The organism is Microbacterium sp. PM5 (genome assembly GCF_003293595.1).
Lineage (GTDB): Bacteria > Actinomycetota > Actinomycetes > Actinomycetales > Microbacteriaceae > Microbacterium.
On record NZ_CP022162.1, the window covers coordinates 2,315,630 to 2,339,870 of the forward strand.

Genomic DNA, 24,241 nt, shown 5'->3' on the forward strand with positions numbered 1-24,241 from the left:
ACGAACGAATGAGCATGACCCCCGAACAGGCCGCGTGGTTCCGCGACACCTTCACGCGTCTCGTCGACAACGTCGATCAGGCGCTGCTGGGAAAGCGGGAGGTGGTGGGCCTGGTGCTCTCCGCGATGCTCGCCGAAGGACACGTGCTCCTTGAGGACGCTCCGGGCACGGGCAAGACGAGCCTCGCGAAGGCCATCGCCGCCTCCGTCCAGGGCACGAGCACGCGCATCCAGTTCACGCCCGACCTGCTGCCCTCCGACGTCACGGGCGTCACGATCTACGATCAGCAGAACCACCGGTTCGAGTTCCACCGCGGACCGGTCTTCTCCTCGATCGTGCTGGCCGACGAGATCAACCGTGCCTCGCCCAAGACGCAGTCGGCGCTGCTGGAGGTCATGGAGGAGTCGCGCGTCACGGTGGACGGCGTGGCCCACGAGGTGGGTCGACCGTTCCTCGTGATCGCGACGCAGAACCCCATCGAGCAGTCGGGAACGTACAAACTGCCCGAAGCGCAGCTCGACCGCTTCATGCTGAAGACCTCGATCGGCTACCCGACGCTCGCCGTCACCGAGCGGATCCTCGCGGGGGCGGTCGACCGCAACCCGTCGGCATCCCTCGGCGCCATCATCACCACGAGCGCGGTCGCCGACATGGCGGACCTTGCCGCCACTGTGCACGTCGACCCCGTGGTCGCGCGGTATGCCGCGCAGCTCGTCGAGCACACGCGCGCGTCCGACGCGACCCGCCTCGGCGTCTCGGTGCGCGGAGCGATCTCGATGATGCGCGTCGCCAAGGTCTACGCGGCCGCGCAGGGTCGCCACTTCGTGGTGCCCGACGACGTGAAGACCCTCGCCGTGCCGGTGTGGGCGCACCGCCTTGTGCTCGACCCCGAGGCGGAGTTCTCCGGAACGACCGCCGAGAGCATCGTCCAGCGGGCGGTCTCCGCCGTGGAGGCCCCCCTGGCGCGGGCCGCCAGCTGATGTCGCCGGCACCGGAAACTCTCACCCCGTCGCGCCGCGCGCGGCGACGGGGTGATGATTCCGGCGTGCCCGCGGACGCCGCCGCGCCCGTCGCCCCGACGCCGCCGACGTCGGATGCCGAGGGCGAAGCCGACGCGCCCCTCGTCGCTCCCCGGGAGGCCACCGCGGCCGAGCGCCGGCGGGAGCGCATCGACGCGGTGCGCCGCCGCGTCGTCCGCGTGCTGCGGGCGATCGGCGACGTCGTGCAGCCACTGGGGTGGGTGCTGATCGCCACCGCCGTGCTCGTCTGGTGGCTGGCCTTCGCCTACGGCTGGCGCGAGTTCCTCGTCATCGCCGCCGTCATCACGGTGACCCTGATCATCAGCCTCGGCTTCCTCTTCGGCCGCACGACGTACGAGATCGGGCTCGACCTCACGCGCACTCGCGTCGTCGTGGGCGAGCGCGCCGTCGGTGGGCTCATGCTCGCCAACCGCACGCCGCGAACGCTGCTGCCCTCCGAAGTCATCCTTCCCGTCGGCGCCGGGCGCGGTGTCTTCCAGGTGCCGCGCCTCGCGCCCGACGAGGAGCACGAAGAGGTCTTCGCGATTCCGACGACGACACGCGGTGTGCTCTCGGTCGGACCGGTGAGCGTTCGCCGCGGCGACCCGCTGGGGCTGTTCGAACGGGCGCACGACCGCCGCCAGGCCGTCGATCTGTACGTGCACCCGCAGACGACGGCGCTGGAGGGCCTGTCGCTCGGCCACCTCCGCGATCTGGAGGGTCTGCCGGTGCAGCACCTCGCGCGCGACGACGTGTCCTTCCACGCGCTGCGGGAGTACCAGCCCGGCGACGACCTGCGCCACGTGCACTGGAAGTCGACCGCGCGGGTCGGCGAGGTGATGGTGCGCCAGTACGAAGAGACGCGCCGCTCGCACTTCGTCGTGGGCCTGTCCACGCTTCCCGACGAGTATCGCGAGGCGGCGGAGTTCGAACTCGCCATCTCGGTCGCCGGGTCGATCGGCCTGCGCGCCCTGCGGGATTCCCGCGTCCTCGATGCGCGCACTCAGCAGGGGCCGCTGCGCTCGCTCAGCTCCCGTCGCTTCCTCGACGAGCTCTCGATGCTCGGGCACTCGCGCGCCCGGCTCGGCGGCATCGTCGCGCTCGCCGGCGGCATCGCAGCCCATGCACCGGATGCCGCGGTCGTCGTGCTCGTCACGGGCTCGCGCACCGACGCGGCCGAACTCCGCCTCGCCTGCTCACGATTGCCGCTCGGCGTGCGCGCACTCGCGGTCGTCGCCGACACCCGGGTGGACGCACCGGCACTGCAGCGCATCGGCGAGGCCGACGTCGTCACCGTCGGTGCGCTCGACCAGCTGCCGCGGGCCGTCCGGAAGGTGCTCTCGTGAGCGCGCGCCCGCGGCTGCCGCGTCGCGCCCCGCGCCCCGCTGCACAGGCGGCGACGATCGAGCCGCGCGTTCTCGCTCTCGACCTGACCGCCGCCGCCCTGCTGCTCGCGGTGTCGATCGTCGGGTTCGCCCCCACCTTCGATTCGCCGCAGTACCTCGTCGCCGGCGTCGGCGGGCTCGCTCTCGGGCTGGCGCTGGCCTGGGCGGGAGCCCGGTGGCGCCTCGGGGTGCTGAGCCTGGCCGGCGCGACGATCGGCGCCTACATCGTCTTCGGCGGTGCGCTCGCGTTGCCGCACACGGCGCTGCTCGGCGTCGTCCCGACGCTGGAGACCCTGCAGCAGCTCGCCCTCGGGACGATCACGTCGTGGAAGCAGCTGCTGACCACGGTGCCGCCGGTCGCGGCATCCGACGGCCATCTCGTGGTCCCCTTCATCCTCACTCTCGTCGGCGCCGTCCTCACCGGATCGCTGGCTCTCCGGGCCCGCCACGGCGCCTGGGCTCTGCTGCCCGCGCTCGCGGTGCTGGTCGCGACGATCCTGCTGGGTGTCGCGCAGCCCGCGGCCCCGCTCGTTCAGGGCATCGTCTTCGCCGTCGTGGCGACGGTCTGGCTCGCGCTCCGGCGCGCGTGGGACCACGACCGCGCCGCAGTGCGGATCGAGTCGGCGGGGGCCTCGGATGCCGGGGCGGTGCGCAGCTCGCGCACGCGCCGACTCGTCGCCGGTGGGATCGTGCTCGCCGTCGCCTCGGCGGCGGGAATCGCCACCGCCGCGGTCGCCACCCCGCCGCGGTACATCCTGCGCGACTTCATCGTGCCGCCGTTCGACATCACCGACTATCCGAGTCCGCTGCAGTCCTTCCGCGGCTACGTGCGTGACGACGCCGACAAGACCCTGTTCACCGTGACGGGACTGCCCAAGGACGGCCGCGTGCGGCTGGCGACGATGGACGCGTACGACGGCATCGTCTACAACGTGTCCGACGACGGGGCCGGCTCCTCCAGCGCGTTCACCCCGATCCGCTCCAACATGTCTCCCGCGGCGACCGGCACCGCGGCCACGCTGCGGGTGGAGATCGGCGACCTGAGCGGAGTGTGGGTGCCCGATGTGGGCGCCGTCCGCGACTTCACCTTCGACGGCCCGCGGGCATCGGAACTTGCCCGCACGACGCACTTCAACGACGCCACCGGCACCGCCGTCGCCCCTGCGGGGCTTGCATCCGGCGACGCGTACACGATCGACACCGTCATCCCCGACCTCCCGAGCGACACGGCGCTGGCCGACGTGCCGTTCGCGGCTCTCAAGATGCCGAAGCAGACGGGCATTCCGGAGAAGATCGCCGACATCGCCTCCAAGGCCACAGCCAGCGCCGACACCCCGATCGAGCGCGCGCGGGCGTTGGAGAGCTACCTGCACACGCAGGGTTTCTTCAGCCACGGCCTCGGTGACGACGTCGTCTCGCTGTCGGGACACGGGGCCAACCGCATCACGTCGCTCTTCGGCGGCGACCAGATGGTCGGCGACGACGAGCAGTATGCCGTCGCGATGGCCCTGATGGCGACGCAGCTGGGCATGCCTGCGCGCGTCGTGATGGGCTGGCACGCCGACGAGAAGCACCCGCAGGACGGTCCGACGCTCACGGCCACCGGCGGCAACCTGCACGCGTGGGTGGAGATCGCCTTCCAGGGCTACGGCTGGGTTCCATTCGATCCCACCCCCGACGAGGACAACAAGCCCAACGACCAGTCGACCAAGCCGAAAGCCAACCCGAAGCCGCAGGTGCTCCAGCCGCCGCCGCCCGCGCAGCAGCCCGCCGACCTGCCCCCGGCGATCGCGGAGAACCGTGACCAGGACGAGGAGCAGGCCGCAGACCTCAGCTGGCTCGGACCCGTGCTGCTGTACGGCGGCCTCACCCTCGGCATCCTCCTGCTGCTGGCGGCGCCGTTCATCGTGATGGGCGTGATCAAGGGCGTGCGCCGTGCGCGCCGCCGCAACGCCGAGCGCACCGCGGACCGCATCTCGGGAGGCTGGGACGAACTGGTCGATTCGGCCGTCGACCTGCGGGCTCCGGTGGCGATCGGGGCGACCCGTGCCGAGAGCGCGCTCGTCGTCGGCTCGACTTTCGACGACCCGCGCGTCACGCAGCTCGCCACCCGCGCCGATGTGGATGTCTTCGGTCCGGGCGACCCCGCACCCGAGGATGTCGACGCATTCTGGCGCGAAGTCGATGACATCGTCGGCCAGATGCGCGGATCGACGACCGTCTGGCAGCGCCTTCGCGCACGGTTGAGCGTGCGGTCGCTGCGCCGCAGCGGCTGGTCGTGGCACGCCCTCGGCCAGGCGATCGCCGGCACCGGTCGCGCCGTCGTCGCGCGCGTGCGCCGCGGCATCCGCCCTCGTGGAACGGAGTCCTCCGATGACTGATCTGGATCTCGTGCGGCGCCCGGCACAGGTGGGCCGGCGGGTGGGCGCCTACCTGATCGACGCGGCGATCGGAATGGTCGTCCTGCTGATCGCGGTGGGCGTGTTCGCCGGTATCTCCTTCGGCACCGGAGGGGCGCTGCCCCTGCCGCTGGCCGTGGCCCTGGCGTACGTGATCGGTCTCGGTTGGTTCGTCGTCTACACCCTGATGCAGGCCGGCGCCGGCTCGCTCGGCATGCGCGCGCTCGGGCTGCGACTCGTGCGGGAGGGTGGGGCGGTCGATGCGTCGGCCCCCGCATCGCGCCTCGGCTTCGGCCGCGCGCTCGGCCGCAACCTCGTCTGGGCGTTGGGCGGCGCGATCGTCGTCGGGTACTTCTCCCCGCTCTTCGACTCGTCGCCGTGGCACCGCGGATGGCACGACCGCGCCGTGGGGGCCGTCATGACCGATGTCGCCGGCCGTTCGCCGGTGCCGGCAGCAGATTCCCGCGCGGAGGCGGCGCCCCCGTCGCCCCCGTCGAGTCTGGCGCCGACGGTGCTACCGGCTGCCCCGATTCTGCCGGAGGGGCAGGCGCCCGAACTCGGCGGCTGGTCGCGCGCCGAGCCTCCCGCGCCGGTGCGGAGCACTCCGCTCGCGAGCGGCGTCATCTCCTTCGTCCCCGGGGTGAGCGACGCCGACCGACTCGATCAGCCCGCGCCCGCGCCCGCACCCGGCCTGCCGACGGTGGAGGTGTCCGACGCGACGCCGCCGGTCTCCGGCGCACCGGCCGCCGATCGCGGGCCCGTATCCGGTGCCGGCGTGGTCATCGAGAGCATCGACGAGACCCGGATCTCCACCGGAGAGCGTCCATTCGCGCGCCTCGTGTGGGACGACGGAACGCGGCAGGCGCTCTACGGTCGCACGCTCTTCGGCCGTAATCCCGCACCCGAGACGGGCGCGATGGTCTCACCCGTGCGCGATGAGACGCTGTCGCTGTCGAAGACGCATTTCGAGATGATCCCCGACGACGATCGCGCGGTGTGGGTGGTCGATCGGCACTCCACCAACGGGGTCGCGGTGCGCCGCGGTGACGACCTCCTCCCGCTGGAGCCGGGCGAGCGCACTCGGGTCCGCGCCGGAGACGTGCTCGTCTTCGGCGACCGGCAGGTGACCGTCGAGGTGACCTCGTGATCGACGCCACGTCCGCGGGGCCGCCGATCGTCGTCCGCGTCGGTGCGGCGTCGCACACGGGTCTTCGCCGCCGCGTGAACGAAGACGCCTACCTCGCGCAGGCGCCCCTCTTCCTCGTCGCCGACGGGATGGGCGGACACGACGCGGGCGACCGCGCCAGCGCTGCGGTCGTGGCCGAGTTCGCCCACCTGGTCGGCGGTGCGAGTCTCGCCATCGACCAGGTGCGCGCGGCGCTGCGGCGCGCCCGGTCGCGTGTGGAGGCGATCGCCAGCGACGGACGCGCGGCGGGCACGACGCTGTCGGGCGTCGTCGTCGCCGACGTCGGTGGGGTCGGATACTGGCTGACCGTGAACGTCGGCGACTCCCGCACGTACCGCTTCGCGCAGGGCGTGCTCGAGCAGATCAGCGTCGATCATTCGGTCGTGCAGGAACTGCTCGACGCCGGCGTGCTGTCCGGCGCCGACGCCGCGACCGACAGCCGCCGCAATGAGATCACGAGGGCGATCGGGGCCGGAAGCGAAGGGCAGGCCGACTACTGGATGGTGCCGGCCGAGCCGGGCGATCGCATCCTGGTCTGCTCCGACGGCCTGTCCGGCGAGGTGCCGGCCGATCGTCTGCGCGACATCCTCGCCGAGGAGATCGATCCCGAAGCCGCGGCGACGCGACTGATCCATGAGGCGTTGCTGCACGGCGGACGCGACAACGTCACCGCGGTGGTCGTGGATGCCGTGCACGTCGCCGGCTTCGACGACGTGTACGACACGGCACCCGCAGGGGCGCGCCGAGCCGAAGCGGACGGCGACACCCGACCGCGCGCGGGCACGAGAGGTGATGTGTGATAACGGATGCGATGACGAAGACGCGGATCGACTACCGGCCGGCGACGACGACCGACGCCTGGTGGCTCGCCGCCGACGGCGACGCCGTCGTGCTGCTGTCTCCGGCCGTGTCGGCCGCGACGGCCGCCGGCGTGTGGCGCGGGCTGGGTGCGGGGGGCATCGGTGCCGTTCTCGAGGCGCTCACGGGTGCGTTCGGTACGTCCCTCACGGCGATCCCGCCGTTCGCACTCGCGATCGCGGAGGCGGGCGGTGCGCGCGTGGCCGTGCGCGGTGACGTCGAGGTCGTCGTGGAGGGCGATCACCCCGAGGCCGTGTCGGGGCGGGGAGTGGCTACCTGGACAGAGCGCTTCGTCCCGGGCGCCGTGCGTGTGAGTGTCGCCCCGCACCCGGGCACGCACGCACCCGCGGCCGACGTGCCGCTGCAGTCCGGAGTGGTGCGCGCCGATCTCGTCGAGGTCGTCCTCGCCGCCGCATCGGTTGCTTCCGCTCCCTCTGTTTCTCCCGTTCCGCCGGCAGCCTCCGCGCCGGCCGTGGCTCCGGCCCCCGCGGTGGCTCCGGCCGAGGCCCCGGCCGACGCGCCGTCTGACGCCGAGGAATCGTCGGATGCCGAGGAAGAACCGGCCGTCGGCGTCACCTCGGCATCCGCCGTCTCCTCGGAATCGGTCATCGATTCGGTGCCGCCAGGGCTGTTCGACGGCGCCCCCGTACCGCAGCCCGCGCCGGACGCCGAACCGCAGCCCGCGGCGCCGGCTGCCGACACCTCGGCCGACACGCTGATCCCCGAGGCGACCGGCGTTCAGGATGCCGCCGCGCCCCCGGTCGACGAATACGACCTCCTCTGGGGCGAGACGGTCGCACGCCCGGTCTCGGCCGCCGCCATCGTCGTCGCGGACCCCGAGGACGCGCACCCCGACGACGTCGAGACCGCGTCCGGCGAGCCCGCGTCGCCAGAGCGCGAGCCCGCGCCACGCGACGACCTCGGCGACCTCGGCGACCACGACGGTGCGACGATCGCCGTCGCCGAGATGCGGGCGCTGCGCGCCGAGCGACCCGCATTCGATTCGACCGACAACGTTCCCGCCCGCCGGCCGGCTCGCGGGCGCATCCGGTTGTCGACCGGTCGGGTCGTCGAGCTCGAACGCCCGGTGATCATCGGCCGTCGCCCGAAATCGACGCGCACCACGGGAGCCGACCTCCCGACGTTGGTCGCGGTCGACAGCCCCGATCAGGACATCTCGCGCAGTCACGTCGAGATCCGTGCCGAAGGCGAGCACGTGCTCGTCACCGATCTCGACACGACGAACGGCACCGTGCTGCTGCGCGGCGGCAGCGAACCGGTGCGGCTGCACCCGAACGAGCCGACGATGGTCGTCACCGGTGACGTCCTCGATCTCGGCGATGACGTGACCGTGACCTTCGAGGACCTCCCGTGAGCGCCGCCAAGCGTCCGCCGGCACCGCCGCCTGCCCTGCCTGGATTCACCTACGTCGACGTGCTCGGCTCGGGTGGGTTCGCGGACGTCTATCTCTATGAGCAGCAGCTTCCCCGCCGCCGCGTCGCGGTGAAGGTCATGCTGCCCGACCGCTTGGCGTCGGGCTCGGCCGAGCAGTTCACCGCCGAGGCGAACGTCATGGCCCTGCTGTCGACACACCCGGCGATCGTGACGATCTACCAGGCCGGCGTGTCCGACGACGGCCGGCCTTACCTGGTCATGGAGTACTGCTCGCGGCCCAACCTGCAGGTGCGCTCCCGTACGGCGGCGTTCTCCGTCGCCGAGGCGCTGCGGGTGGGTGTGCAGGTCGCGGCCGCCGTCGAGACCGCGCATCGCGCCGGCATCCTGCATCGCGACATCAAGCCGGCCAACATCCTCGTCACCGAGTACAACCGCCCCGCGCTCACCGATTTCGGCATCGCGACGACGGCGGAGTCGGAGGAGTCGTCGGGGGGCATGTCGATTCCGTGGTCGCCGCCGGAGGCGTTCAGCGACGCCCCGGGATCCGGGGTCGCCACCGACGTCTATGCGCTGGGCGCGACCGTCTACACGCTGCTGGCCGGGCGCTCGCCGTTCGAGCAGCCCGGCGGCCGCAACGGCGGCGCCGATCTCATCCAGCGCATCGAGTCCCAGCCGGTGCCGCCGCTGACGCGGGCCGACGCCCCTGCCTCGCTGCAACTGGTGCTCGAGCGCGCGATGGCCAAACGTCCGGGCGATCGGTACGAATCCGCCCTCGCCTTCGCCCGTGCCCTGCAGCGCGTGCAGATCGAACTCGCCCACTCGGTCACCCCGATCGACATCCTCGACGATGCCCCGCACGAGGATGCCGACGACGACGCCGACGGCGAGCTCACCCGGGTCCGCGGCATCGTCAGCATCGAACCGAACACGAACCCCGCGGCCGGCCCCACCCGCCGCCGTGACAGGGACAACCCGTGGGCGCCCGAGACGACGGGCACCCTGCCCGCGGCATCCACCTCCTCCGCCCCGGCCGACACGGCCGAGCCGACGCTGTTGCGCGGCCCGGTCTCGATCGCTCCACAGGTCGACATCGATACGTCCTCGACGATCCGCCGCCCCGCCGCCGGGGCGCCGGCGACGGCGCACACCCTCGATCCCGCGGCCGCACGCACGGCGACCGCACCGGAGGCCGACGCCGTCGCGGGCGGGGACGAGCCGGTGGTACCGCGGTCCCGCCGCGGTCTGTGGATCGGTCTCGGCATCGCCGCGGCCGTCGTCGCCGTCGTGGGGGCCGTCGCCGTCGGTGCGAGCCTGTTGGCGCCCGCCGTCGAGCCCCAGGCGTCTCCGACGCCGTCGACGACCGCCGTCGCGCAGGACCCGTTCGAAGACGTCGTTCCCGCGGTGACGCAGCTCGCCGGCCGGATCGAGGGCGGCAACGTCGTCTTCACCTGGACCAACCCCGACCCGAAGGACGGCGACGGGTACCTCTGGTACGCGTACACGCTGGCCGGCAACGGCGACGTCCGCAAGGTCACCGAGACCACGGTGTCCCTTCCCGTGGATGCCGCGGGCACCACCTGCGTCGCGGTCACTCTTGTCCGCAAGAGCGGCGTGGCGAGCACCGAGATGCGGAAGTGCGTCCCATGACCGACATTCACGACACGGTTCCGCCCCTCGACGAGGCCGCAGCGGATGCCGCGAGCAGCGACATCACGGTGGAGTTCGCGGGCGAGTACATCACGGTGCCGTCGGGCACACGGTTCACGATCGGCCGGGAGGGCGATCTCGCGATCGACGACAACCGGTTCCTGCACCGCCACTTCCTCTCGATTGAGCAGTCCGCCGGGCTGTGGTGGCTGGTCAACATCGGTTCGCGCCTGTCGGCCACCGTCACCGACACGGAGGGGCGGGTGCAGGCCCAACTCGCCCCGGGCGCCCGCCTGCCGATCGTGTTCGGAGTGACCACGGTCGTCTTCAGCGCCGGTCCCACCACCTACGAGCTGTCCGTGCACACGGCGCAGCCGGCTTTCCGCGAGACGGCGCCCGAGAGCGTTCTCGACGGGGAGTCGACGATCGGCGCCGTTCCCCTCACACCGAGCCAGAAGCTGTTGATCCTCGCTCTGGCCGAGCCGGTGCTGCGGCGCGAGGGCACCGGGATGAGCGAACTGCCCAGCTCGGCCGCTGCGGCGCAGCGCCTGGGCTGGAGCATCACCCGCTTCAATCGCAAGCTCGACAACGTCTGCGACAAGCTCGACCGTCAGGGCGTGCCGGGCCTGCGCGGCGGCGTGACCAGTTCGGCCACGAACCGCCGCGTGCGCCTGGTGGAGCACGCCGTCGCCTCGCGACTGGTGGTGCGAGAGGACCTCGCCATGCTGGACGACCCGGCGGCGTTCGATCGCGACGCCGCCGATGACGCACCGCGCAGGAAGGAACAGGGATGAAGCTTCGCACCACGCTGGTCCGCCCCGGAGGCGAGCCGGAAGACCTCGTCATCAACGCCGATGCCGATGCGACCGTGGGCGACCTCGCACGCACCATCGCCGAGCTCGATCCGCGCGGCGGCGGGGCGGCGGCAGGCGACGAGGTGACGCTCGAGGCGTTCGGCACGATTGCTCCGGGCCCGGGAGAGGTGCTGGATGCCGCGGCATCCGTCTCGCACGTCCAGCTCGGTGCGGGCTCGGCCGTGCGCATCGTGCCGACCGGCTATCAGCCGCCGCAGAAACTCGGCGACGTCGAGATCGCCTCGGGTGCCGGTGCCGGCACCACCATCCCGCTGCAGCGCGGGGTGGTCATCATCGGCCGAGACCCCCAGTGCGACATCGTGCTCGACGACCCGCTCGTCTCCAAGCGGCACGCGCGGCTGGAGGTCGGGCAGGGCCGGGCCGAGCTCGTCGACCTGAACTCCGCCAATGGCATCCTCGTCGACGGGGCGCCGGTCACCTACCTGACGGCCGCCGACGGCCAGATCGACGCCGTGCTGGGCGACACGCGCCTGCGCATCACGGCGGCCCCCGCCGACGCCACGGCGGCGCCCTCGACGTGGCGGCAGGTGCCGTTCGTGCGCTCGCCGCGGGTGGAGGCGCGCTACCTCGGCGAGGAGCTGCCCGGCACCGACCTGCCGGCACCGCCCGCTCCGCAGATGTTCCCGTGGCTGGCGATGATCGCCCCGGTGATCATGGGCGTCGTGCTCTTCTTCGTCATGAAGAATCCGATGGCGCTCGTGTTCGTCGCGGCATCCCCGCTGCTCATGCTCGGCACCTGGCTGACGACGCGCCTGCAGGGCCGCGCGCAGCTGCAGCGCGACAAAGACCGCTTCGAGCAGCAGCTCACCCGCCTGTCCACCCGGCTCGAGCAGGAGCGGGAGACCGAGCGCCGCGTCCGCCGCGGCGAGGTGCCCGAGCTCGATCCCATCTGCGCCGACGCGCTCGCCGCCGGGCCCCTGGTGTGGACGCGCCGGCCCGAGCACTGGTCGTTCCTGCACGTCCGTCTCGGCGACGGCACCGCCCCGAGCCGCAACTCCGTGGCCGAGTCGACGAAGCGCGACGCGGCGATCCCGTCGTACGTCGACCGCCTCGACGAGGTCGTCGACGCGTTCCGCGAGGTCGACGACGTGCCGATCCTCGAGTCGCTGGCCGAGGCCGGCGCGATCGGCATCGCCGGCTCGACGGCGCGCGTCGGCGACACGGCGCGGGCGCTGCTGGCCCAGACGGCGGGGCTGCACGCGCCGTCCGACGTCCACATCGTCGCCTTCGTCGGCCCGGCCACCCGTGCGGCGCTTGCCGACCTCAAGTGGCTGCCGCACACGTGGGCCGCCGAGGACGCCCTCGGCACGGCCCCCATCGCCGACAACGCGGCGACCGCGTCGCGCCTGCTGGCCGAGCTGGAGGAGTTGGTCGACACCCGCACGAAGCAGCTGCGGCGTCTGCGGGCGCTCAAGGCGACGGATGCCGCGACCGCCGCGGGCGCCGAGGTCGGCGAGTCGCGGGGTCGCGAGGAAGAGATGCCGCTTCCGGCATACGTCGTGATCATCACGCCCGACGCGCCCGTCGACCGGGGTCGGCTCATCCAGCTGAGTGAGCGTGCCGCCGGCAGCGGTGTCATCCCGGTGTGGGCGACCTCGCGCGTGTCCGACCTGCCCGCCGCCTGCCGCACGTGGGTCGAGCTTCCCGCCGACGGGGAGGCGAGCGCGAACTTCGTGCGCCTCGGCACCGTCATCGCGCCGCTGCGCGTGGAGGCGTTGGATGCCGCGCGCTTCGGCGTCGTGGCCCGGGCGCTCGCCCGCATCACCGACATCGGCGATGTCGCGGAGGACGCCGGGGACGTGCCGCGCACCATCCCCCTGCTGCAGCTGCTGGGGTCGGACATGGCGACGAGCGCCGACGCCGTCATCGACCGGTGGACGCAGAATGCGTCGATCCGTGCGACGCGCTCCGGCGCGGGCTACCAGCCCAAGCTTCGTGCCCTCGTCGGACAGGGCGCGCAGGGCGCTCTGCACCTCGATCTGCGCCAGCAGGGTCCGCACGCCCTCGTCGGCGGCACGACCGGCTCGGGCAAGAGCGAGTTCCTGCAGGCGTGGGTGCTCGGCATGGCCGCCGAGTACAGCCCCGAGCGCGTGACGTTCCTGTTCGTCGACTACAAGGGCGGCTCGGCCTTCGCCGACTGCGTCAGCCTGCCCCACTGCGTGGGCCTCGTGACCGACCTCAGCCCCCATCTGGTCCGCCGGGCGCTGACGAGCCTCCGCGCCGAACTGCATCACCGCGAGCACCTGTTCAACCGCAAGAAGGCGAAGGACCTCCTCGAGCTCGAGAAGGCCGCCGACCCCGACGCTCCCCCCGCACTCGTCCTCGTCATCGACGAGTTCGCCGCACTCGCCAAGGAGGTGCCCGAGTTCGTCGACGGCGTCGTCGACATCGCCCAACGTGGGCGCTCGCTCGGCATCCACCTCATCATGGCGACGCAGCGCCCCGCCGGTGTCATCAAGGACAACCTGCGCGCCAACACCAACCTCCGCGTCGCGCTGCGCATGGCCGACGAGACCGACTCCGACGACGTCATCGGCTCGAAGGAGGCGGCACTGTTCGATCCCGGCATCCCGGGACGCGGCATCGCAAAGACCGGTCCGGGCCGCATGAACCTCTTCCAGTCGGCCTACTCGGGCGGGTGGAGCCTGCGGGCCGAAGCCGAACCCGCCGTCGAGGTGCGTCCGTTCCTGCTCGGCGACGCGCCGGTGTGGGAGAAGGCCGCCGTCGAGGCGCCCGCCGAGACCGAGGATCTCGGCCCCAACGATCAGCAGCTGCTCGTGGCGCGCTTCGGCGACGCCGCGCAGCTCGCACGCATCGCGCCGCCGCGTCGGCCGTGGCTCGACGAGCTGGCCACCACTTTCGACCAGACCAAGCTGCACCAGCGCACCGACGCCCGGCTGGTGCTCGGCGTCGTGGATGTGCCCGAGCGCCAGGACCAGGTGCCCTTCTTCTTCGAGCCCGACACCGAGGGCCACCTTGCGATCTTCGGCACCGGCGGCTCGGGAAAGTCCGTGACCCTGCGCACGCTCGCCGTGTCGGCGGGGATCACTCCGCGCGGCGGCCCCGTCCACGTCTACGGATTGGATGCCGCGACCGGGGGCCTGCGCATGCTCGAGTCGCTGCCGCACGTGGGCGCCGTCATCTCCGGCGACGACACGGAACGCATCGATCGCCTGTTCGCCACGCTCCGCAGCGAGCTCGACCGTCGCGGCGACGCGTATGCGGCGGCGGGCGCCTCCACGCTCACCGAGTACCGCGCTCTCGCCGGCCGCCCCGACGAGCCGCGCATCCTCCTGCTCGTCGACGGCTTCCCCGCGTTCCGTTCCGCGTTCGAGGGTGTGCCCGGTCGCGCCGAGGCCTACCGCGCGTTCCAGCAGGTGCTCACCGACGGTCGCGGGCTCGGCATCCATGTGGCCCTCACCGCCGACCGCGGCCAGAGCGTGCCCACCTCTTTGCAGGCGATGATCCAACGCCGCATCGTGCTGCGGATGGCCGACGAAGACGGCTATGCGCTCCTCGGGATGCCGCGCGACATCCTCGGCCCCGACGCGGCGCCCGGTCGGGCCATCGTCGACGACCACGAGGCGCAGATCGCCGTGATCGGCGGCACGTCGAGCACGAAGGACCAGTCGCTCGCGATCGATCGGATGGCCGAAGCGATGACGCGACGCGGCACGACGCCCGCTCCCGGCATCCGCGCACTGCCCGTCGAGTACGGTGCGGACGACCTGCCGGCGACGACCGCGGCGGGCGTCGCCATCGGTCTGTCCGATCTCGACCTCGGCCCGTACGGGATCGAGGCGAGCGGGACGTTCATCGTCGCCGGCTCGCCCGGCGCGGGCCGCTCCACCGCCGCCGCCGCGATCGCGCGGCAGACGCTGCGCGCGCGGCCCGACACGCCCGCGTTCTACATCGGCGACCGTCGATCGCCCGTGCAGGACGTCGTCGCGTGGACCGCGACCGCCGAGTCTCCCTCGGCGGCCATGGCGGTGCTCGGCGCCGTCGATGAGGCGGCCGACCGCGCCCAGGCGGGCGGAACCGTGCCGCTGGTCGTGCTGGAGGGCATCGGAGAGTTCGCCACGTCGATCATCGAGATGAATCTCTCCACGCTCGTCAAACGCGCCGGTCGCGGTGAGGTGTTCTTCGTCGTGGTCGGGGAGATGAGCGAGTGGACGACGAATTTCGGGCTGCTCGGCGAGATCAAGGCCGCGCGGCGCGGCGTCGTGCTGCAGCCGGAGACGATCGACGGCGAGGTCGTTCTCAAGACGCCGTTCCCCCGGTTGGTGCGGGGCGAGCTCCCGGTGGGACGCGGAATCCTGGCTCATCGTGGCAAGACCGTGCGCATCCAGTTCCCGCTGGTGGCCGGGGACGTCCCGGTCGGCGTCGAGTCGGGCGCCCTCGCCTCCTCGGCGGCGCAGACATGACCGCGGTGGGCCGGGCGCGTGGGCGCTCATGGGGAGTTCTCCCCATGGTCACGGGCCGCGACGCCGCCTATCTTCGAAACAACAAGACCTCCCGGCACACCGGCCGGGCCAGATGAAAGGGGCCCTCATGGCCAATCTGAATGTCACCTACGACCAGATGAACTCGGCCGCCTCGCGCCTGCGTGACGGACAGAACGAGCTCGAGGCGAACCTGCAGCGCCTGCGTCAGCTGGTCGCTCAGCTCGTCCAGGACGGCTTCACCACGAGCCGCGCCTCGGGCGCTTTCGACGCCTCGTACACCGAGTTCACCACCGGTGCGACCAAGACGGTCCAGGGCATCGAGGGCATGGCCTCCTTCCTCGAGAAGGCCGCCCAGGCCCTGCAGTCCACCGACGAGCAGCTCGCCAGCCAGCTCGGTCAGTGATGTCGACCTGCGGGGCGCTCGCGCGCCCCGCAGGTTCACGAGGCCTTCCACCCGCTTCCGTCACCCGGACACCGCGGGTGGCGGGCCTCGCGAACCTCGGGAGAAGAAGATGACTGACCTTCAGCTCGACTTCGATGCGTTGCGCACGGCGCGCACCCGCGTCGACGACGCGCTGTCGACCTTCGAGTCGGCCGGCACCGTCGGCGGCGACCTCGCCGGACTCACCGGTGAGGACCGGTTGGCCGGAAAGGTCCGCGACTTCGCGGACAACTGGGACTACAACCGGGGAAAGCTCACCGAGAAGCTCCAGTTCCTGCGCGACGGCATCGATGCGATCGTCGACAGCATGACCGAGGTCGATGCCGAACTGGCACGTCAGGCCCAGGAGGCCGCGCCCGAGACCCACAACGACGGAGAGGGGGAGGGCTGATGAGCGCCATCTCCGTCGAATTCGAAGACATCCTCCTCGGCAAGCCCGATCAGCTCGACCCGCGCGCCGCCGACCTCGTGACGGCCGCCGCCGCGATCGAGAAGGCCACCGCGTCCCTGCGCGGACTCATCGAGGGGCAGGCCTCGCGATCCACCGAGGCCCTCGCCGAGACGGCATCCGAGGTCGCCCGCTCCCTCAGCCAGGCGCGAACCCGCTATCGCAACACGGGTCAGGCGTTGCAGACGTACGCGGCCGACCTGCGCCCCATCCAGCAGGATGCGACAGCCGCGATCGCCACCGCGGAGTACTACGAGCAGAAGTCCGCGACGATCCCGAACGACATCTCCCGTCGCGAAGGCGACCTGCTGCGTGCAGAGGCGGTCGAGGCCCCGCAACCCCAGATCGACGAGATCGAAGCCGACCTGCGCCGGATGCGGCAGGCGCAGTCGAACGCGGCCTCGCAGGTACAGGACGCCCGCCAGCAGCTGTACCGGGCGCGCGAGCGCCTGCGCGCCATCGCCGACGTCGCCATCAGCCACATCGAGACCGCCATCGAGGGCGACAGCGATTCGGCGTTCGACAACTGGAACCAGTTCTGGGACGGTGCCGCCGGATGGATCGGCGAGTGGGCGGCGAACGTGCTCAAGGGCATCCTCGAAGTCCTCGGGGAGTTGCTCGCGATCCTCGTCGCCATCGTCGTCATCATCGTCGTCATCATCATCGTGATCGCGGTGCTCTCGGCGATCGCCGCCATCATCGGGTGGGTGGCCCTCGGCATCCTCGCCGCCCTCCTCGTCGGCGCCATGCTGCTCACCTTCCTCATCCGCGATGGCCTCGGCACGCCGATTCGCCGCAGCCCCGCGCCCGGCGAGGAGCTGAAGCCGAAGAAGAAGTACCCCTCCGATGCGGACGACGCCACCACGACCGACCAGTACACGTCCCAGGACTACGGCGACCTCTTCGAGGAGGTCGGCCGTCAGGATGTCGCCGGTGGTGACCAGCGCACGGTCATCCGTGTCGTCGCCATCACGGATGCCGCGGGCAACGTCATCGGCTACCGCGTGCAGCTGCCGAGTACCCAGAACTGGTCGCCGATGAACGGCGACGGCGCTCTCAACGACCTCTCCGCAGACGCCATGCTCGCCCTGTTCCCCGGCCTGGAGACGCAGTACAAGAAGGCCGTGTGGGACGCACTCGAGTCGTCGGGCGCGCTCGACAGCGACGCGCCGATCATGCTCACCGGGTGGAGCCTGGGCGGCATGATGGCGGGCGACCTGGCCACCGATCCGCGACTGTCCGGCCGCGTGCAGTCGGTCGTGACGGCCGGCTCTGCCATCGACAAGCACGCCGGCGAGATCGACCCGTCGGTGCGGGTGACGCAGGTCAACAACCGTTGGGACCCCGTGCATACGCTGGAGTTCGTCGGCTACGGACCCAACGACGTGCCGGGGCCGAACTGGCAGACCTACCACCCCGTCGACATCCGCATCCACGATGCGAACATGTACGGTGAGCTCGCCGACGACCTGGTTCCCGAGGTGCGGCCGGGCGACGAGATCTTCTTCGCCGACGATCTGAAGAACACGCACGAAGAGGTGTATGAGATGGTCTACAGCCGTGGCTGAGCTGCGCCGCGCCGGAGTCGGGGCGACCATCGCCCTGGCCATGATCTTGACACTGACGGGATGTAGCGGGATGAATGAGAACGCGGTTTCCGAGCGGCTGACGCAGGCGTCGGGCATCAACGGCGCGATGGTCGAGGTGCAGCATCCCGGTGCCCCCTGGGTCAACAAGATCGTCATCCGACTGTTCGTCCGCGACGCCTCGGCCGCCGCGGTCGCCGACGACGTGCGCGCCGTCGCCGCGTTCGCCGTCGATGATCGCGACCTGGGCGGTCAGCCCCTCACGCTCCTCGCCGTGCAGGGTTCGCCGGGCGACTTCTCCGATCCCCTGACGGCGACCATCACCGACAGTGCCTACGTCATGGGCAGCGTCTCCGAGATCCTCGGGGCGGGCAAAGGCGTCGAGAATATCCTCGACCTCAGCGCCGCGGACGTCAGCCGCATCGCACAGCGGTGAGCGTCGACACGACGCCGCAGCTGCGCTTCCGGCTGCCCGGCGAGTGGATCGCGGTCGACCCGCGCGACGAACAGGCGGCACGCGAGCACAGTGCGGTGATCGCGCGCGAGCTGGTGGGAGCAGCCGACGACGCGGTGCTCACCCGCCGCCGCGTGCAGCGAGGTTTCGACGAGGCGGCCGCTGCGGCGCGGGAGGCCTCGGCCCATCTGTTGCTGATGTGCCGCGAGATCGCGCCGGGCATCCCCACGCCCGTCACGATCACCGTGCACACGCCGATCACGATCACGCCGTCGGTGGGCACCGCGGCCGAGGCCGTGATGCGCGCGTTCGAGCTGAGCCTTCCGCACACCGGCGAGCCCGATCTGCAGACGGCGACTCGAGTGGATGCCGCAGGCTCGGCCGTGCTGCGTCTGCACGCCGTGAGCACCCAGCTCATCGAGGAAGACGGCGCCTCCGCCGAGCAGAAGCGCCTCGTCGCCCGATACTGGTACACCGTGCCCGGCCACAAACAGGTCGCCCTCGTGCAGATGTCGACGCCGCTGGGTGACATCCCGCACGCCATGCTGGGCCTCTTCGACGCGATCGTCGCCGGCTCGTCGTGGAGTGCGGCCGACGCGGCCTGATGCTCAGCTGCGGGAGTGGCCCAGCACCTTCACGATGATGCCGCGGCGGCGCAGCTCGGCGATGGCGTGCGTCTCTTCATCGACCGTGCGACCGAGGGCGTGCTTGTCGGCGACGACGACGACATCGCCCGACACGAGGCGGCCGAACAGGCGGTTGAGGCGCTCGGCCCAACTCTCCCCGGTCTCGGGGGCGGGGTGGCGGAAGCCCTCGATCGGCACCCCGAAGTCTGCGAGGGCGTCACGCTGCGCGATCACCGACGGCAGATCGTCGCGCGCGACGACGAGTCCTACGAGGCGTGAGCCGGCGGGACGGGCCGCCCACCAGTCCGTGCCGGACACCACGACCGGCACGGCCGACGTGACGGCGGGCAGGGCGACCGACTCGGCGTAGTCGGCGGGGGCGCGCTGGTCGTCCGGCTGATCGGTGCTCACGGCATCCATTGTGTCCTACCGCGCCGACACGCGAGCCGATCCGCGACGCGATCCGGTTCAGTCGTCGGGGTCGCGTCGCAGCTGGATGCTGAGCTGGTCGGCGTCCAGCTGCGCGAGAGCGTGTCGGAGCGTCGCCGAGGAGTACGACCCCTCGCTGGATACCTCGACGAGACGCTCGCGCATGGCCTCGATCAGAGAGATCCGCAGGTCGATGACACTCGCGGTGCTGATCTCGGGTGCCTCGATCGGCGGGCTGCTCATGCGCTCGGCGAGCTTGGAGAGCACCTCGGGCGGAAACGGCTGGCCCGAGGAATCGGCGAGCCCGGGCGTGCGCAGGTGGGCCAGCGCCGCCTCACGCAGTTCGTCGGCGAGGCGGTCGGCCTCCTCGCTGCTGCTGCCGTCGCCGGTGGCCGACGGAATACGCAGCATGCGGATCACCCACGGCAGGCTCAGCCCCTGCACCATCAGACTCACCAGCGCGACGACGAACGCGATGAGGATCAGCAGTTCGCGGGCGGGCGTGGTGTCCGGATCGAGCGTCTGCGCCGCGGCGAGGGTGACGACACCCCGCATCCCGGCCCAGACGATGACGACGCCCTCCTTCCAGCCGAGCGGGGAGGCCTGGTAGTAGTCCATGTCGTTGAGGACGCGCCCGACGCGGGCGCGCACGCCCTCGACCCGACGCTGGGCGGAGGCGGCATCCGGCGTGCGCCGCGCCCACCGCCGCGCGACGCGCCGCGCCGCGCGCCCGGTCGTGCGCCGGACGAGTCCGCCGCGCCGCGGAGCGGGGTTCGGGTTCTCGCCGGGCTGCGGACGCAGATCGCGCAGGTCGCCCTTCTCGACGTCGAAGGCGTCCAGCCGATCGCTGAAGGCCTGCAATCGGTCACGCTGCATCCGGCGGGCGCGACGACCGATGAGTGTCACCAGACCCGACACGTAGAGCGCCCGCACCGCGAGCACGATCGCCAGGGCGGCGAGGGCGAGACCGATGCCGACGCCCACGCCGCTGTGCTTCTCGATGTTGGCGCTGACGATGTCGCGCAGCTCCAACCCCATGATGAGGAAGACCGCGCCCTCCAGCAGCAGCTCGAGCGTGTGCCAGTTCAGTTCGTCCGACACGCGCTGCTCGGGAGTCGACCAGCGGGCCGCGCCCTGGCCGGCGGTGATGCCCGCCGCGACCGCGGCGACGAGCCCCGACCCGCCGAGGTGCTCGGTCGGAAGGTAGGCGACGAAGGGCACGATGAAGCCGACGGCGGTGTTCGCCACCGGCTCGCCGATCCACCGCCGCACCCGCAGGGTCAGCAGGCCCACCGCGACGCCGATCACGACGGCGACGAGCACGCCCCAGGCGAAGGCGCCGATCGTGCTGCCCAGCGAGAACCCCGCCGCGGATGCCGCGACGGCGCTGCGCAGCAGCACGAGCGCCGTCGCGTCGTTGAGCAGGCTCTCGCCCTCCAGCATCGTGATGACGCGCGGGGAGATGCCCAGCTTCTTCGCGATCGAGGTGGCCACGGCATCCGTCGGGCTGACGATCGCCCCGAGGGCCACGGCGAGGGCGAAGTCGAGTCCCGGAATGGCGACGTAGAAGAGCGTCCCCAGAGCGAGCGCGCTGATGACGACGAGCACGACGGCCAGGCCCGCGATCGGCACGGCGTCGCGGCGGAACTCGATCGCCGGCAGGCGCACCGCCGACGCGTACAGCAAGGGCGGGAGGATGCCGACGAGGATCAGCTCCGGGGGCACCGAGAACTTCGGCATCAGGAGCGAGGCGACGAGCCCGATCGCGACGAGGATGAGCGGGCCGGCGACGCCCAGTCGTCGGGCGAGCACCGTCGAGACGCCGATCACCGCGATGCCGGCGATCAGCCACGTGAGATCGGTCACCGCCGACTCAGATCACGCCGAGGGCCTGCACCGCGTCGCGCTCGGCGACCAGCTCGGCGACGGAGGCGTCCAGGCGCGCGCGTCCACGGGTATCGAGATCGAGCCCGTCCACCACGCGGTAAGCGGTGCCGTCGCTGGTGACCGGCGCCGACGAGTACAGCCCTTCCGGCACGCCGTACTCGCCGTGCGACAGCACCGCCGCCGAGGTCCAGCCGTTCGCCGTGCCGTGGACCAGGTCGTGCACGTGCGAGATCGCGGCGTTGGCGGCGGAGGCCGCCGAGGACGAGCCGCGCACCGAGATGATCTCCGCTCCGCGCTTCGCGACGCGAGGCACGAAGACGTCGTCGAGCCAGGATGCCGCGGCATCCGCCCCGCCGAGCTTGTCGGCCAGCGCATCGAGCACCGGGCGACCGTTCACGCTCGCGTGCGCCACGTCCGGGAACTGTGTCGCCGAGTGGTTGCCCCAGATGGCGACGCCCTGCACCGCCGTCACGGGCACCTCCAGAGCGGCGGCGAGCTGGGCGAGGGCACGATCGTGATCCAGCCGGGTCAGCGCCGCGAAGCGCTCTCCGGGGATGTCGGGCGCGGACGCCGCGGCGATCAGCGCATTCGTGTTGGCGGGGTTTCCGACCACGACGACGCGGATATCGGCGGCGGCGACCTCGTTGAGCGCCGCGCCCTGCGGTCCGAAGATGCCCGCGTTGGCCGCGAGCAGGTCGGCACGCTCCATGCCGGCGCCGCGCGGGCGCGCCCCGACGAGCATTGCGAGGTTCGCGCCGTCGAAGGCGGTGCGCGGGTCGTCGGTGATCTCGACATCGGCGAGCAGCGGGAACGCGCAGTCCTGCAGCTCGAGCGCCGCGCCCTCTGCGCTCTTCAGGCCCTGCGGGATCTCCAGCAGGCGCAGGCGCACCGGGCGGCCGGCTCCCAGCATGTCGCCGGCGGCGATGCGGAACAGCAGCGCGTAGCCGATCTGTCCGCCGGCTCCGGTCACGGTGACTGTCGTCGCATCCATGCCTCGAGCCTACGGCGACGCGTCACGGGACGATACGGTGGGGCATGACCTTCAACAGCAATGCAGAGCTGGGAGGCACGACCGCACGGCGACGAGGCCGCGGGGGAGGCACCGCAGCCGTCGCCGGCGGCGGTCTCGCCGGGCTGGGCGGCATCGCCGTGCTCCTGCTCATCCTCTTCACCGGCGGCGACGTCACGAGTCTGCTCGGCGGCGCCGGCGGCACCGCGCAGGACTCGGCGATCCAGGGCTGCGACACGGGTGCCGACGCGAACGCGAACGACGACTGCCGCCTCGTCTTCGGCCAGAAGGCGCTCGACGCCTATTGGTCCACGCACGTGCAGGGCTATCGTGCGCCGCAGCTGATCATCGTCGACGGCGCCGCCTCGACCCGCTGCGGTACCGCCTCCAACGCGACCGGTCCGTTCTACTGTCCGCCGGAGGAGACCATCTACGTCGACCCGACGTTCTTCGGCGTGCTGCGCAGCCAGTTCGGCGCGCAGGCCGGCAGCCTCGCTCAGCTGTACGTGCTCGCCCACGAGTACGGTCACCACATCCAGCAGCTGACCGGCATCATGGACCGCTACCCGAATGACGGGACCGGCCCGGACAGCAACGGCGTGCGCACCGAGCTGCAAGCCGACTGCTACGCGGGCGCGTGGATCGCCGACGCGACGGAGGCGAAGGACGCCAACGGCGTCGCCTACCTCCAGCGGCCCACCGACGCCGAGCTGCGCGATGCGCTGGATGCCGCGGCCACCGTCGGCGACGACAACATCCAGGCCCAGTCGGGCCGCGTGAACCCCGAGACCTGGACCCACGGCTCGAGCGCCCAGCGGCAGCGCTGGTTCACGGCGGGCTATCAGAACGGGCTCGGCGCCTGTGACACCTTCTCGGTGTCGGGAGGAGAACTGTGAACGGCCCCGCCCACCTGGACGACATCCTCTACCCCGACATCGAGCCGTACGAGACCGGATACCTGCTGGCCGGCGACGGTCAGCGCGTCTACTGGGAGCAGTCCGGCAATCCCGACGGCAAACCGGTCGTGTTCCTGCACGGGGGCCCCGGTTCGGGCACCTCCCCGTGGCACCGGCGGTTCTTCGACCCCGCGAAGTACCGGATCGTGCTGTTCGACCAGCGCGGCTGCGGAAAGTCCACGCCCCACATGAGCGCGCCCGACGCCGACCCGCGCTTCAACACCACCTGGCACCTGGTCGCCGATATCGAGCTGCTGCGGCGCAACCTCGGCATCGAGAAGTGGCAGGTCTTCGGCGGATCGTGGGGGTCGGCGCTCGCGCTGGCGTATGCCCAGTGCCACCCGGATGCCGTGAGCGAGATCGTCCTGCGCGGCGTCTTCACCCTGCGACGCCATGAGTTGGAATGGTTCTACGAAGGCGGCGCCGCGGCGATCTTCCCCGACCGGTGGGAGAGCTACCTGGCGCCGATCCCCGTGCTGGAGCGCTCGCGTCTGATCGAGGCGTACCATCGCCGTCTCACCGACCCGGATCCCGCCGTCCACGAGCCGGCCGCGATCGCGTGGACCACGTGGGAGATGTCGACGCTCACGCTGCACCCCGACCCGGACCTCGTCGCGTCGATGACCGATGCGGCCACCGCGGTCGCGTTCGCCCGCATCGAGAACCACTACTTCATGCACGGCGGATGGCTGCGCGAAGGACAGCTCATCGACGACGTCGGCGCGATCCGCGGCATCCCGGCGGTCATCGTGCAGGGCCGCTACGACATCTGCACGCCGATCATGACGGCGTGGGACCTGCACCGGGCCTGGCCGGAAGCCGAGTTCGTCGTCGTCGACGACGCGGGACACGCGGCATCCGAGCCCGGCATCGCCCGCGCCCTCCGCGCAGCCACCGACCGTTTCGCCACCTGACCCCGCACCCCCGCACGCCGTGTCCCACTTTCGGCGCAGGGTGTCCCACTTTCTGTCGCCTGAGCGGGGTGCGGGCGACAGAAAGTGGGACACCGGCGGGGTGGATGCCGTGGCCTCCGCCGCCGGAGAACCGGCGGCGCTGGTAGGCTGGAACCACTTGCGGCACCGCTCCGGTGCCTCTCGCGTCGTAGAACGCTTCCCTCGCCGCCCGGTTCTGACCGGATGATCGGCTGACATTCTTCGTACGGCGACCCTGTGCGCATCCGCGCAGAGGCCACCGA

General features: G+C 71.7%; 19 protein-coding genes. 16 read left to right on the forward strand and 3 right to left on the reverse strand.

Going from position 1 to position 24,241, the window contains the following annotated elements:
* Positions 1 to 8 precede the first annotated feature (8 nt).
* From CEP17_RS11105 to CEP17_RS11170, 14 genes are all read left to right on the forward strand, one after another.
* A complete protein-coding gene (locus CEP17_RS11105) occupies positions 9 to 980 on the forward strand; it encodes a MoxR family ATPase (protein WP_112932281.1) in 972 nt (323 codons plus the stop codon).
* On the forward strand, positions 980 to 2,365 hold the full coding sequence (locus tag CEP17_RS11110; RefSeq protein WP_036319091.1) for a DUF58 domain-containing protein: 1,386 nt from the start codon (positions 980 to 982) through the stop codon (positions 2,363 to 2,365). The genes CEP17_RS11105 and CEP17_RS11110 overlap by 1 nt, the downstream gene beginning before the upstream one ends.
* Positions 2,362 to 4,785, forward strand: coding sequence for a transglutaminase domain-containing protein (locus CEP17_RS11115; RefSeq protein WP_112932282.1), 2,424 nt, complete (start codon positions 2,362 to 2,364; stop codon positions 4,783 to 4,785). Before CEP17_RS11110 ends, CEP17_RS11115 begins: the two co-directional genes overlap by 4 nt.
* On the forward strand, positions 4,778 to 5,950 hold the full coding sequence (locus CEP17_RS11120) for an RDD family protein (RefSeq protein WP_112932283.1): 1,173 nt from the start codon (positions 4,778 to 4,780) through the stop codon (positions 5,948 to 5,950). Before CEP17_RS11115 ends, CEP17_RS11120 begins: the two co-directional genes overlap by 8 nt.
* Positions 5,947 to 6,789: a protein phosphatase 2C domain-containing protein gene (locus CEP17_RS11125; protein WP_112932284.1), complete on the forward strand. Its 843-nt coding sequence runs from the start codon at positions 5,947 to 5,949 to the stop codon at positions 6,787 to 6,789. Before CEP17_RS11120 ends, CEP17_RS11125 begins: the two co-directional genes overlap by 4 nt.
* An 11-nt stretch (positions 6,790 to 6,800) precedes the next feature.
* The gene (locus CEP17_RS11130) at positions 6,801 to 8,222 is read left to right on the forward strand and encodes an FHA domain-containing protein (RefSeq protein WP_239498514.1); all 1,422 of its coding nucleotides are present in this window, start codon (positions 6,801 to 6,803) and stop codon (positions 8,220 to 8,222) included.
* On the forward strand, positions 8,219 to 9,889 hold the full coding sequence (locus CEP17_RS11135) for a serine/threonine-protein kinase (protein ID WP_112932285.1): 1,671 nt from the start codon (positions 8,219 to 8,221) through the stop codon (positions 9,887 to 9,889). Before CEP17_RS11130 ends, CEP17_RS11135 begins: the two co-directional genes overlap by 4 nt.
* Positions 9,886 to 10,683 carry a hypothetical protein gene (locus tag CEP17_RS11140; RefSeq protein ID WP_112932286.1) on the forward strand — a complete coding sequence of 266 codons (798 nt, stop codon included), beginning with the start codon at positions 9,886 to 9,888 and terminating at the stop codon, positions 10,681 to 10,683. Before CEP17_RS11135 ends, CEP17_RS11140 begins: the two co-directional genes overlap by 4 nt.
* Positions 10,680 to 15,188 carry an FtsK/SpoIIIE domain-containing protein gene (locus CEP17_RS11145; RefSeq protein WP_112932287.1) on the forward strand — a complete coding sequence of 1,503 codons (4,509 nt, stop codon included), beginning with the start codon at positions 10,680 to 10,682 and terminating at the stop codon, positions 15,186 to 15,188. The genes CEP17_RS11140 and CEP17_RS11145 overlap by 4 nt, the downstream gene beginning before the upstream one ends.
* A 127-nt stretch (positions 15,189 to 15,315) precedes the next feature.
* Positions 15,316 to 15,612 (forward strand): WXG100 family type VII secretion target, encoded by a 297-nt coding sequence (locus tag CEP17_RS11150; RefSeq protein ID WP_005054492.1) that lies wholly within the window; start codon positions 15,316 to 15,318, stop codon positions 15,610 to 15,612.
* Between the two features lie 109 nt (positions 15,613 to 15,721).
* Positions 15,722 to 16,042 (forward strand): hypothetical protein, encoded by a 321-nt coding sequence (locus CEP17_RS11155; protein ID WP_051039574.1) that lies wholly within the window; start codon positions 15,722 to 15,724, stop codon positions 16,040 to 16,042.
* Positions 16,042 to 17,667, forward strand: a complete 1,626-nt coding sequence (locus CEP17_RS11160; RefSeq protein WP_239498515.1) for a hypothetical protein — start codon at positions 16,042 to 16,044, stop codon at positions 17,665 to 17,667. Before CEP17_RS11155 ends, CEP17_RS11160 begins: the two co-directional genes overlap by 1 nt.
* A complete protein-coding gene (locus tag CEP17_RS11165; RefSeq protein WP_239498516.1) occupies positions 17,660 to 18,121 on the forward strand; it encodes a hypothetical protein in 462 nt (153 codons plus the stop codon). Before CEP17_RS11160 ends, CEP17_RS11165 begins: the two co-directional genes overlap by 8 nt.
* Complete coding sequence (locus CEP17_RS11170; protein WP_112932288.1) at positions 18,118 to 18,744, forward strand: hypothetical protein; 627 nt, start codon at positions 18,118 to 18,120, stop codon at positions 18,742 to 18,744. The genes CEP17_RS11165 and CEP17_RS11170 overlap by 4 nt, the downstream gene beginning before the upstream one ends.
* Positions 18,745 to 18,747: 3 nt before the next feature.
* Here the strand turns inward: CEP17_RS11170 and CEP17_RS11175 are convergent, their stop codons facing one another.
* From CEP17_RS11175 to CEP17_RS11185, 3 genes are read right to left on the reverse strand one after another with little or no spacing between them, the layout of a single operon-like run.
* A complete protein-coding gene (locus CEP17_RS11175; protein ID WP_036319060.1) occupies positions 18,748 to 19,185 on the reverse strand; it encodes a dehydrogenase in 438 nt (145 codons plus the stop codon).
* A 48-nt stretch (positions 19,186 to 19,233) separates the two neighbouring features.
* A complete protein-coding gene (locus tag CEP17_RS11180) occupies positions 19,234 to 21,060 on the reverse strand; it encodes a sodium:proton antiporter (RefSeq protein WP_112932289.1) in 1,827 nt (608 codons plus the stop codon).
* Between the two features lie 7 nt (positions 21,061 to 21,067).
* A complete protein-coding gene (locus CEP17_RS11185) occupies positions 21,068 to 22,072 on the reverse strand; it encodes a malate dehydrogenase (protein ID WP_112932290.1) in 1,005 nt (334 codons plus the stop codon).
* Between the two features lie 44 nt (positions 22,073 to 22,116).
* Between CEP17_RS11185 and CEP17_RS11190 the strand changes: the two genes are divergently transcribed.
* Both CEP17_RS11190 and pip read left to right on the forward strand, forming a co-directional pair.
* Complete coding sequence (locus CEP17_RS11190; protein ID WP_112932291.1) at positions 22,117 to 22,986, forward strand: neutral zinc metallopeptidase; 870 nt, start codon at positions 22,117 to 22,119, stop codon at positions 22,984 to 22,986.
* Positions 22,983 to 23,960 (forward strand): prolyl aminopeptidase, encoded by a 978-nt coding sequence (pip, locus tag CEP17_RS11195; RefSeq protein WP_112932292.1) that lies wholly within the window; start codon positions 22,983 to 22,985, stop codon positions 23,958 to 23,960. Before CEP17_RS11190 ends, pip begins: the two co-directional genes overlap by 4 nt.
* The last annotated feature ends 281 nt before the right edge of the window (positions 23,961 to 24,241 follow it).